10 protein-coding genes are annotated in these 10,126 nt (G+C 48.3%); 6 read left to right on the top strand and 4 right to left on the bottom strand.

Annotated elements, in window-relative coordinates; genetic code table 11:
- Positions 1-220 precede the first annotated feature (220 nt).
- The 4 genes from O9K64_RS21505 to O9K64_RS21490 form a co-directional block, all read right to left on the bottom strand.
- Complete coding sequence (locus tag O9K64_RS21505; RefSeq protein WP_275100176.1) at positions 221-1,183, bottom strand: site-specific integrase; 963 nt, start codon at positions 1,181-1,183, stop codon at positions 221-223.
- Positions 1,184-1,333: 150 nt separating this feature from the next.
- Entirely contained in the window at positions 1,334-1,873 is a 540-nt protein-coding gene (locus tag O9K64_RS21500; RefSeq protein WP_275100175.1) for a DNA-binding protein, read from the bottom strand.
- Between the two features lie 308 nt (positions 1,874-2,181).
- Complete coding sequence (locus O9K64_RS21495; protein ID WP_275100174.1) at positions 2,182-2,859, bottom strand: RloB family protein; 678 nt, start codon at positions 2,857-2,859, stop codon at positions 2,182-2,184.
- Between the two features lies 1 nt (position 2,860).
- A complete protein-coding gene (locus O9K64_RS21490; RefSeq protein WP_335342338.1) occupies positions 2,861-4,138 on the bottom strand; it encodes an AAA family ATPase in 1,278 nt (425 codons plus the stop codon).
- Positions 4,139-4,333: 195 nt separating this feature from the next.
- Here O9K64_RS21490 and O9K64_RS21485 point away from each other — a divergent pair, with 195 nt between their 5' ends.
- From O9K64_RS21485 to O9K64_RS21465, 6 genes are read left to right on the top strand one after another with little or no spacing between them, the layout of a single operon-like run.
- Positions 4,334-5,674, top strand: a complete 1,341-nt coding sequence (locus O9K64_RS21485; protein WP_335342337.1) for a class I SAM-dependent DNA methyltransferase — start codon at positions 4,334-4,336, stop codon at positions 5,672-5,674.
- Positions 5,667-5,936: a hypothetical protein gene (locus O9K64_RS23700; RefSeq protein WP_335342336.1), complete on the top strand. Its 270-nt coding sequence runs from the start codon at positions 5,667-5,669 to the stop codon at positions 5,934-5,936. The genes O9K64_RS21485 and O9K64_RS23700 overlap by 8 nt, the downstream gene beginning before the upstream one ends.
- A gap of 13 nt (positions 5,937-5,949) precedes the next feature.
- The gene (locus tag O9K64_RS21480) at positions 5,950-7,218 is read left to right on the top strand and encodes a restriction endonuclease subunit S (protein ID WP_275100173.1); all 1,269 of its coding nucleotides are present in this window, start codon (positions 5,950-5,952) and stop codon (positions 7,216-7,218) included.
- Between the two features lie 14 nt (positions 7,219-7,232).
- Positions 7,233-8,147: an ABC-three component system protein gene (locus O9K64_RS21475; protein ID WP_275100172.1), complete on the top strand. Its 915-nt coding sequence runs from the start codon at positions 7,233-7,235 to the stop codon at positions 8,145-8,147.
- Entirely contained in the window at positions 8,144-8,389 is a 246-nt protein-coding gene (locus O9K64_RS21470) for an ABC-three component system middle component 6 (protein WP_275100171.1), read from the top strand. Before O9K64_RS21475 ends, O9K64_RS21470 begins: the two co-directional genes overlap by 4 nt.
- Entirely contained in the window at positions 8,386-10,125 is a 1,740-nt protein-coding gene (locus O9K64_RS21465) for an ABC-three component system protein (RefSeq protein ID WP_275100170.1), read from the top strand. Before O9K64_RS21470 ends, O9K64_RS21465 begins: the two co-directional genes overlap by 4 nt.
- Position 10,126: the final 1 nt, after the last annotated feature.

The raw sequence follows: 10,126 nt of genomic DNA, 5'->3' as shown, positions 1-10,126 counted from the left end.
CACACCATCCTTGCCGGTGAGGTCCTTGCCTTCACGCAGGGCTTTGATGGCGGCCTCCATATTAAAGTTGGGTTTTTGTGTTGTCATCAGTCATTCCTTTTTGCACTATGGTAAAGAAATGACACAGAATTATGAACACTACCATAGCGTGCCATCGATGAAACAGCCCGCCTCACGATCAGCCGGAACTAGGACATGAAAGGCTAAGCATTGTCGCCGTCTATATTGGCTCTTGATTTTCTCCTGCCAACAAATGTGCCGCAGGATTCTGTAAAATTGCCCCTTGTTGGTAGTAGCCGAGCGCCACTTTTTCAGATCTGTGTAGGCTGAGAGCCATGGCTTGCCAGGGTTGAGTGCCTGCTTTACCGGCTTCGGTTAAATACCCACTTCTTAGCGAATGTGCACCGTAAAGAGCTGGATCGAGTCCCGCCAATTGGCTGTGGGTTTTGACAAGACGGTTGATCGTACGGCCGCAGATGTTTTGACACAGTCTTCCATCCGGTTTAATACTTCGGAAAATTGCGCCATCCCGGATCCCGGCCGCCATCAGCCACCGTGACAGGGCGGCTGCAGCAGGTCCGAGCACCGGTACCAGGTGACCTTTTCCCTGTTGATCAGTTTTATTGGTACGAATCCTGAGGAGATAACCACCGTCTGCTCGTTGAAGATCGGTAACTTGGAGGGAGGCTAACTCTGAGCGTCGCCGTCCACCACTCGCAAATCCAACCAGCAGGATTGCGCGGTCTCGGATGCCTCGAAGAGATTCGTCGCAGGTGTCGACAAGGCGATTCAAAAGGTCTGCAGTTATTGCAGATTTTTTCTCTGGAGGTTCACCAGCCTCGGCCTGTCGGAGCCGCCGAAGCAGTAGTTTGACTCTCTCGTCGCGTGTTGGACTGGGGCAACTGTGTTCGGCATGAGCAATACTGAGAGATGACAAGTAACGCCGTAGAGTCGTGATCTTTAAATGCTTACCACCAGCAGCGCGCCTGTGATCCAGAATGAAGTGCAGGAGAGTATCAACAGCTACTGGGTAGACTGGCTCCAATCCCAGCTTTTCTTGCGCCCAGTTCCAGAAATATCGCACATCTCTTTCGTATGCTCGACGGCTGCTCTGGGCGATGCCGGCTATCAGTGCCGCCCGGTAGGCTTGTTCCAGGTCATTAGTGGCGTGTCGTGTCTCCATGTCCATAGAATGCCAGGATCAGCAAACGCCGCAAGCGTGAGAAAAAGCGCGGTGGAGGAGGGCGGCAGTGTCCGTTAATTGGTTATTTACGGACAGTGCCCTGTGCATCGGCACGCTTGTACCAAGCGGTACGGCCGTACCGAATGTTTCCTATTTACGGAACTTCCCGGGAAGGATGAGGGAGGGGGATTGTGGTAACGCTGAATGTACGCTCTGCAGACGTGCATTCTCTTGCGCTAGGGCAGCGGCATTGAGTTGAGCTCGAAGGCGTTGTTCACGTTCCTCGTCAATCGCTTGTTTGAGGTTGTCGATCTGTTCGGTTAGAAATTGCTCACGCTGCAGCTGCTTTTCACTTTTAGCAGTGAGCTCGTCAATTTCCTGGCGAAGCGTGTCATTCTCCAATTCTTTACAGGTGATCTCTGCCTGCAAATTGTGTGCATCGATGAAACGCTCCTCGTATACGGCCTGCTTGATAGCCTGCATGCAGGAATTAGATAGGCTCATTCCGCTAACCTTTTCATTAGCTTCATTGTTCCACTCGCGCAGATACTTTGATGAGGTATCCCGCGATGAGATATCACCATGTGCCATGATGGTATCTACGGTTACCTTCATCGATTTTTTGATTAATAGCGCAATTGTTTTATATACGCGTGTCTTTGCGTCTTGCGTTTGATTTTTTTCTTTCATTGAAATCTCCAAAATAATTCTTACATCTATATACGCCTTTGCCGATTGAAGAATTATCCAGAAAATTACTGCGCAAGCAGAAAAAGGGAAATGGAGCAGATTTTCACCGTCAGAAAGAGATCAGATGTGCCCAGTTGGTGAATTATTTCCCTTACGTGAGTGTATCTTCGGTCCCGGAAAAATATGAGATAGGGGAGGCAGGTCACAATACCTCCGTTATTGCGGGTACCGTAGCTTAAGCGGGCTAAATGTCATTGGCCTGGGAGCGCCGGCGGGCCTCACTACCACCACCCTGATCTACTGGATTGTCAGCTTCGAGTGCCGTTTTTTAGGTGTCGCAAATAGTCAACCAACTCATGCATCAGGGTTGTCGGGTTATCCGTCCCTGTCTTGTGGGCTTCGGCTAAAGTTAACTTGCTCAAGGCAATCGCGCGGTCGGTATCGCTCATGATCTGGTAAAAAACGCCCTTATCGCCCTTGGTATAGCCTGGCATGTATCTCTTCAGATCAGCGATCACACAGTCACACGGGCTATTTGAACCGGTTCTGGTATACGGAGCGGTTTTGTAATCAAAATGGAGCAGCACCCAGTATTCAAAGCAGGGCACGGAGGGTGTGGCATGGAAGACGCCATTCGGTCTGGATTTCCGGATCTCTACCAGAGTCTGGTCGAAAGTAGTGTGTGAATCTCTATCGATAACACAGTAGACCCGGTCAAACACGTCGCCGCGTCGTTCGGCTTCACGATAGCGTTCCTTTGCATACTGCCATACCTTGTCAGGGCTTGAGCTGCTTCGCCCGTCCACCAAAACATTGGCACTGTTGAGCTTCAGGTGGTCAATCAACTCCTGAAGGTAGTGAGGCTCGGTTTTCTCACCCTCGCAGACAATCAGCACCCGGTCATAGGCGTCCCGCTTCGCCTGGGAGCGCTTCAGTGATTTCTCTGCCTTCTTCCGGCGCTTATGGAACAGGTCATCCGACCCCATATCAGAATCCCTGCACCCGCTGGATATAGGGCAGTGCACCATAACGCCCGGCCAGGTAGCCGCGCTCTAGATTTTCAACCTTTTTACGCGGCTTAAAGTGCGTTAGCGGATAAAGCTGACTCGACTGGCTATCGTCTTTATCACAAAACCAAACCTGATCTCTACGAAACACATCCTGATCCAGCAGAGAGGTGTCGTGTGTGGTAAAGATCAGTTGTGCATTGTTGGGATTGGTTTCTGCGCTGTTAAATAGTCCGACAAGATAACGCACCATCAGTGGGTGAAGATTATCATGCAATTCATCAATGATCAGGGTATAGCCGTTTCTCAGCGAATAGATCCATGGCCCTGCTAAAGCGAAGATTTTCTGGGTACCATCAGACTCATTGTCAAAATCAAGCAGAACGCGTCGACCATTTGCCGTCGTGTGAACTGTCTGTAGTGTTCGAACCGATCTACCATCTAACCTCCTGAGCAGATCTTCACGAATCGACGCCGGAATATCCCCAGGAAGATCGTCCGGATCAAATTCCTTCTTATTCAGTTCGATGTCGCTAATATTGAGATCGGCAACACGCAGAAAATCCATGACCCGCTCTCTGTCATTGTTCTCCTCACAAAGGCCCATGGTAAATGAGGGCTCCCAGCCGCCGATGCCAGCAATGCGCAAATCGTTATCAAACCAGTCGTACACGGGCTTGAGTTGCTTGCTGTTCAGCTGAACGGCAGTAGAAAGAAAGAGCGCATTCGACCGGGTCGCTTCCTGCCAGACTTGTTTCTGGCCGGTTAACTTATCCATTGATCCCCACGCATACTTTTTACTGTTGGGATCATAGGCCCGCTCAATCCACCGCTGTGGCCGCCCCTTTGGGTAGGCATATAGCCACTCCTCAAGCACCATGCGGGACGTCGCGGCGAATCCATATTGATAGCGCACGCCCTCAACGACGAAGTTAATCTCAAACTCTGTCGGTTGATCAGCAGAATGATCATCGAATAGAAATGGATGAATCTTCAGCGACTCACCGGACTGCCCCTCCTTGGCGGACTCCTCCACTAATAGCTTCATCACGTGCAGGGCCTTGATGAGATTGGACTTGCCTGCCGAGTTCGCACCATAAATCACGGCGCCCCGCAGCAGGTCTGGAACAGAAGGGGCCGTCGCAGAGATGATGTGGCTTTCCGACAGTTCACTCCCCTTGCCTGAGACCAGCGATAAAGTCGCACGATCACGAATCGAGAGGAAGTTGGTCACACTGAAATCGATGAGCATATTCATCACCAAAATGCCATTAAAGGCATATATTTGCATATTTTTGTTATAAATAGCACATTAATTAGTATTTAAGTATAATTATCTAAGTGGAACAACAATCTGATGATCTGATAACTCATTGATTGTATACTCGTTTCCTAGCGATTCATGGAAGAATTAGAGAAAAATCTATTAAAAATCAAAGGGATCGCCTTATCCATGTCTGAATTCAAGAACATCCAGGAGCTGGAGAGCCGCCTCTGGGCCGCCGCTGATCAGCTCCGCGCCAATACCGGGCTCACCTCCCAGGAGTACTCCCGCCCGGTACTGGGTCTTATCTTCCTGCGCTATGCCGAATACCGCTACGAGCTGGCCAAGGAACGCCTGGAGGCCAAGCAGACCTCCCGCCGCCGTCAGGCAGCCGGTGATCTCAAGACCGCCATCCAGGCCGAGGGGGCGATGTATGTCCCCGATGGGGCGCTCTTCTCCAACCTGCTCAAGCTGCCGGAGGGGGAGGACTTAGGCCGCGCCATCAACGACGCCATGAAGGCGTTGGAGGCGGAGAACGAGGCGATCAAGGACGCCCTGCCCAAGACCTACACCCGCTTCGACAACGACATCCTCGCCAGCCTGCTGAAGAACTTCGCAAACATCCGCTTCGATATCGGCTCCGATGTCTTCGGCCGCATCTACGAATACTTCCTCGGCCAGTTCGCCCGTGCCGAGGGGCAGGGCGGTGGCGAGTTCTTCACCCCCAGCCCGCTGGTGCGCCTCATCGCCGAGATCATCGAGCCCTACCACGGCAAGGTGTTCGACCCGGCCTGCGGCTCTGGCGGCATGTTCGTGCAGAGCGCCGCCTTCGTCGAGGAGCACAACAAGAACGCCAGTGACGAACTCTCCTGCTTTGGCCAGGAGAAGACCGGCGACACCGTGCGCCTGGCCAAGATGAACCTCGCCGTCCACGGCCTGCAGGGCGACATCCGCGAAGGCAACTCCTACTACGACGATATCCACAAATGCGCAGGGCAGTTCGACTTCGTCATGGCCAATCCCCCCTTCAACGTCGACGCCATCCAGAAGGAACGCCTGCAGGACGACAAGGCCCGCTTCCCCTTCGGCATGCCGCGCACCGACAACGGCAACTACCTCTGGATACAGCTCTTCTACGCCGCCCTCAACGACAAAGGCAGGGCCGGATTCGTCATGGCCAACTCCGCCTCCGACGCCCGCGCCTCCGAAATGGAGATCCGCAAACAGCTCATCCAGACCGGCGCAGTGGATGTGATGATCGCCATCTCCAGCAACTTCTTCTACACCGTCACGCTTCCCTGTGCACTGTGGTTTCTCGACAAGGGCAAGTCCGAAGAGCGCAAGGACAAGGTGCTCTTCATCGATGCCCGGCACATCTACCGCCAGATCACCCGTGCCGTGCGCGACTTCAGCAGCGAGCAGCTCAACTTCGTCTCAAACATCGTGCGCCTCTACCGTGGCGAGGATGTCGATAACACCTATCTCGAAAACCATGAGGATGGGGGGGGGCACCGGCGACTGGTTGATTGAGAAGCACTTTACCGACGGCAAATACAAGGACATCGCCGGTCTCTGCAAGGTCGCCACATTAGATCAAATCGAGGAGCAGGGCTGGAGCCTTAACCCCGGACGCTATGTGGGCGTGGCGCATGGGGATGAGGAGCATGACGAGGACTTTGCAGAGAAGTTGGAGGCATTGCAGGAAGAACTGGAAGTGCTCAATGCGGAGGCGCATGAGCTGGAGCAGACGATTGCTGAAAATGTAGTGAAGATCCTGGGGGCTGTGACTTAGTATGGCAGTAACTATGGATAGTGTCTGTGAGTTCATCGTAGACACAAAGCATAAAACCCCAAAATTTACCGATGAAGGTTACCCTTGTATCAGGACGCCAAATATTGGCCGTGGATATTTTATCCTTGAGAATGCGAAATATGTGTCAGAGGAATCGTATAAAGAGTGGGTTGAAAGGGCTGTCCCCTCAGAAGGTGATCTGATATTTGCACGTGAAGCACCAGTTGGAAATGTTGCAATCATCCCGAAAGGCCTAAAGGTGTGCCATGGGCAAAGAACAGTATTAATTCGTCCTGATAAAACAAAAGTAGATTCACATTACCTGATGTACCTGATGTTGGGTGATGAGCTTCAAAATAGAATGTACTCCATGGCAAGTGGGGCGACTGTGCCACATTTGAACATGAGTGACATCAGAGCACTCGAACTGCCAGAACTTCCGCCTTTAAAAAAACAGAAAGAGTTAGCCGGTGTTCTGTCTGTCTACGACAAGTTAATCGAAAACAACAACCGCCGAATCGCCATACTCGAAGAGATGGCGCAATCCCTCTACCGCGAATGGTTCGTCAAATTCCGCTTCCCCGGCCACGACCAATCGGCAGTAGAGCCGATTGGGAACGCTGAAAGCGACCCCGAAGGGGCGAGCGCCAGGGATGGCGTGAGTCAGAACGCTAAATTCATCGACTCATCGCTGGGTAAGATTCCGGAGGGGTGGGAGGTAAAGAAGCTGGGCGATGTTGCATCAATAAATCCCGAGTCGATCACCAAGCAGAATGCGCCGGATAGGATTAATTATATTGACATCAAAAGTGTAGGGACAGGAACAATTGACGAGATCAAGCCAATGCCTTTCAGTGGAGCACCAAGCCGTGCTCGGCGCATTGTGCGTGATGGAGATATCATCTGGGCTACTGTTCGGCCAAATAGAAAACAATATTCATATATGGCCAAGCCAGAAGAAAATACTGTTGTATCGACAGGTTTTGCGGTTATACGGGCAGAGACAGTTCCAAAGTCTTATCTGATGCAGGTGACATCCACTGATGGATTTGTTTCCTACTTAGTGAATCATGCAACGGGTGCGGCATATCCGGCAGTCAATTCAAAAGATTTTGAAAATGCTGGTATTCTTCTTCCTCCTCATGCGATGTTGGACATGTTTGATGGAATGTGTTCAGCAGTACTAGAACAGTGTGAATTGCTGAAGAGGAAGAATCGAAACTTGGCTGGTCAGAGAGATATGCTTTTGCCAAAACTGATTTCTGGAACAGTATTATTATAGGGATACAGATAATAATGTTTGATGAATTATCAAGAGCATGGTATGGGGACAGAATTGAACTGGCTCTCCGTAAAAAATCAGAGCAAGAGTATGAGGATCTGTTTAATCGGATTATGCAGGCGATACATAGTGAAGACTTTTTACCGGTTAAGGCTGCGGGTAGTGAAGGGGATTGGAAATCTGATGGTTATTTAGCACCTGACAATCATGTTTTTCAAAGCTATGCACCAAGCTCTGGATTCGAAAAAAGAAAGCTTATAGGTAAAATAGATAGTGATTTACCTGGTGCTGTAGAAAAATGGGGGGATAAAATGGGCGAGTGGACTTTTGTTCACAATGATTGGGAAGGACTCCCATCATATGCCATAGGTCATCTCGAAAATTATAAACATGAATACCCGCATCTCATGATTCATGTGATGGGTCCAGCGGTTATTAAAGACAAAGCACTAAGTTTGCCAAAGCATAAGTTGGTGGATCTCTTTGGTGTTGCGCCGACAATGACGGACATGCGTGCGTTGTCTCATAAGCCTGTAAAAACTCTTCTAAACGCGATTAAAAGAAAGCAACTAACCCCTGGCTCCGCTATCGCTCCAGTTGCAGTGGACAAGTTGGAATATAATAAGCTCTCGTCGGATATTGAAATTCTCTTAAGGGCCGGGAGGACGAAAGAGAAACTTGTAGAAGAATTGTTATTGGGCTGGCCCGATCCGCAGTACGGCGAAGATTTGGCTGAGTCATTTAGAGATAAATATATAGGCCTGAAAGAGTCTGGGATGTCAGCGAATGACATTTTTGATGAGCTTAAAGTTTTTGCTGGAGGAAGTTCACATAGTGCTGAAGAACAAGTGTCAGCATTGGCAGTGCTAAGTTACTTCTTTTCTAGGTGCGATATATTCGAAAATGTCCCAATTGGTATTAGCCTATGATTCTGCCTACAAAGCACCTTAGTCCTGACCGGGCTTTAATATCTGTGGCATCAGATGTGTATGGTCTGATAGGAAAAAAATCAACGGTTAGCTCATTGTGGATGGATTTAAAAGAAAAGTATCAAATGAAATTAAGGCTTGGTGTTGTGTCATATGATTGGTTTGTGTTGTCCCTTGATTTGCTTTATGTGATGGGACTTATATATTGGGATGATAATAACATTACGAAGGTTAAAGGATGAAGCTTCATAGAATATATAGTGATCTGAGAAGTTTTAAGGACATCATTTTTCATGACGGTCTTAATATTATACTGGCTGAAAAAAGTGAAGAATCGTCAGATGGAAAAACACGTAATGGCGCAGGAAAAAGTTGCGCAGTCGAGATTATTAACACGCTTCTTGGTGGGGAGATAAAAAAATCCTCGATTTTAAAGAATGAATTGTTCAGTGATAAGTATTTTGGGATTGAATTGAGTCATGATAGTAAGCGTTTTACTGTGGAAAGAAAAGGTGATGCGCCTAATAAGATTAAATTTGGAGGCGAATTTGGCGAAGTGATCAATGCTTATATTGAGGATGATGGTAGGTATGCCTCCAATGATGAATGGCGTAAAACCCTTGGGAAGCTGATGTTTGGGTTGTCTCCTGAGTCATTGTCGATAAAGCATGCGCCTAGTTTTAGATCCTTGTTCTCATATTTTGCACGTTCTGGTGGTGGCTTTGATGAGCCTACCAAATGGTTTCCTCAGCAGTCTGCTTGTAGTAGTCAGGTAGCAATTACTTATTTGTTGAAACTAAATTGGAAAATCGCGGGTGGATTTGAGGGCGCCAGACAAAAAGAGAAATTGATAAAAGCATTAACAAAAGCTGCGAATGAGGGTGTGTTGGGACAGATTATGGGCGCCTCATCAGACCTGAAAACAGAGATACACTTAAAAAATCGGAATGTTGAACGGTTGCGCACATCTCTGACGAGTTTTCGTGTTTTGCCAGAATACCAAGAAAAGGAAGCTAGAACATCCGAGATAAGTAAACGATTGGCAGAATTATCAGCTCAAGATACATATGACAAAGAGTGGTTGGGGCAGTTGGAGAGAGCTGTCGCAGAAGAATTAGAGCCAGATTTCTCTCGATTAGAAAGATTGTTTGGTGAGGCAGTTGTTGAATTACCAGACTTGGTTAAAAAGAGATTTGATGAAGTGGAGGAGTTTCATCGTTCTGTAATAACAAATCGTAGAGAGCATCTTAAGCAAGAAATGGCAGAAACTTATACTCGTATAGGCGCCAGATTAAGGGAGAAGGGTGAGCTTGATAATGAGCGTTCCGAAATTCTCTCGTTGCTGCAGTCGCATGGTGCGCTTGAGCAATTTATGAAATTGCAAGGGATGCTTAGTAGGCAAGAAGCAGATTTAGAATTATTAAAAAAGAAGTTGGATGCAACCGAGAATCTGGAAGACAAGAAGACTGAAATCAAGATACAACGCCAGCAACTTCTTACTGAAATGCGTATTGATCACGCAGAGCGTGACGCGGCAATTCGTGATGCTATTGTTACCTTTGCGGATATATCAGGTGAGTTGTATGAGGAACATGGGAAGCTTGTAATTGATCCAACAGAAAATGGCCCGAAATTCGATTTTGAAATACATGCAAAGAAAAGTGTTGGCATCAATAAGATGCAGATTTTTAGTTTTGATATGACTTTGATGAAGCTGTGGTCTAGAGAAAAGTATAGGCCAACAATATTGGTTCACGATAGCCAATTGTTTGATGGGGTTGACGAGAGGCAAATAGCCAAGGCATTACGGCTAGGCGCAAAGATGGCTAAAAATTATGGGTTTCAATATGTTGTAACCATGAATTCAGATGACTTGCCAGATATGTCCACTTATGATGATTTTGTTCTAAATGACTATAGAGTGGAACTGAATATCGACGATAGTGAGAATGGTGGGTTGTTCGGGGTTAGATTCTAGT

The organism is Sedimenticola hydrogenitrophicus, from assembly GCF_029017505.1.
In the GTDB taxonomy this organism is placed as follows: domain Bacteria; phylum Pseudomonadota; class Gammaproteobacteria; order Chromatiales; family Chromatiaceae; genus Sedimenticola; species Sedimenticola hydrogenitrophicus_A.
This window is presented reverse-complemented; position numbering and strand designations above follow the sequence as displayed.

What these genes read in the sequence shown, in the direction of transcription:
- O9K64_RS21505 (WP_275100176.1), bottom strand. Translation starts at nt 1,183, where the DNA reads ATGGAGACACGACACGCCACTAATGACCTGGAACAAGCCTACCGGGCG.
- O9K64_RS21500 (WP_275100175.1), bottom strand. Translation starts at nt 1,873, where the DNA reads ATGAAAGAAAAAAATCAAACGCAAGACGCAAAGACACGCGTATATAAA.
- O9K64_RS21495 (WP_275100174.1), bottom strand. Translation starts at nt 2,859, where the DNA reads ATGGGGTCGGATGACCTGTTCCATAAGCGCCGGAAGAAGGCAGAGAAA.
- O9K64_RS21490 (WP_335342338.1), bottom strand. Translation starts at nt 4,138, where the DNA reads ATGAATATGCTCATCGATTTCAGTGTGACCAACTTCCTCTCGATTCGT.
- O9K64_RS21485 (WP_335342337.1), top strand. Translation starts at nt 4,334, where the DNA reads ATGTCTGAATTCAAGAACATCCAGGAGCTGGAGAGCCGCCTCTGGGCC.
- O9K64_RS21480 (WP_275100173.1), top strand. Translation starts at nt 5,950, where the DNA reads ATGGATAGTGTCTGTGAGTTCATCGTAGACACAAAGCATAAAACCCCA.
- O9K64_RS21475 (WP_275100172.1), top strand. Translation starts at nt 7,233, where the DNA reads ATGTTTGATGAATTATCAAGAGCATGGTATGGGGACAGAATTGAACTG.
- O9K64_RS21470 (WP_275100171.1), top strand. Translation starts at nt 8,144, where the DNA reads ATGATTCTGCCTACAAAGCACCTTAGTCCTGACCGGGCTTTAATATCT.
- O9K64_RS21465 (WP_275100170.1), top strand. Translation starts at nt 8,386, where the DNA reads ATGAAGCTTCATAGAATATATAGTGATCTGAGAAGTTTTAAGGACATC.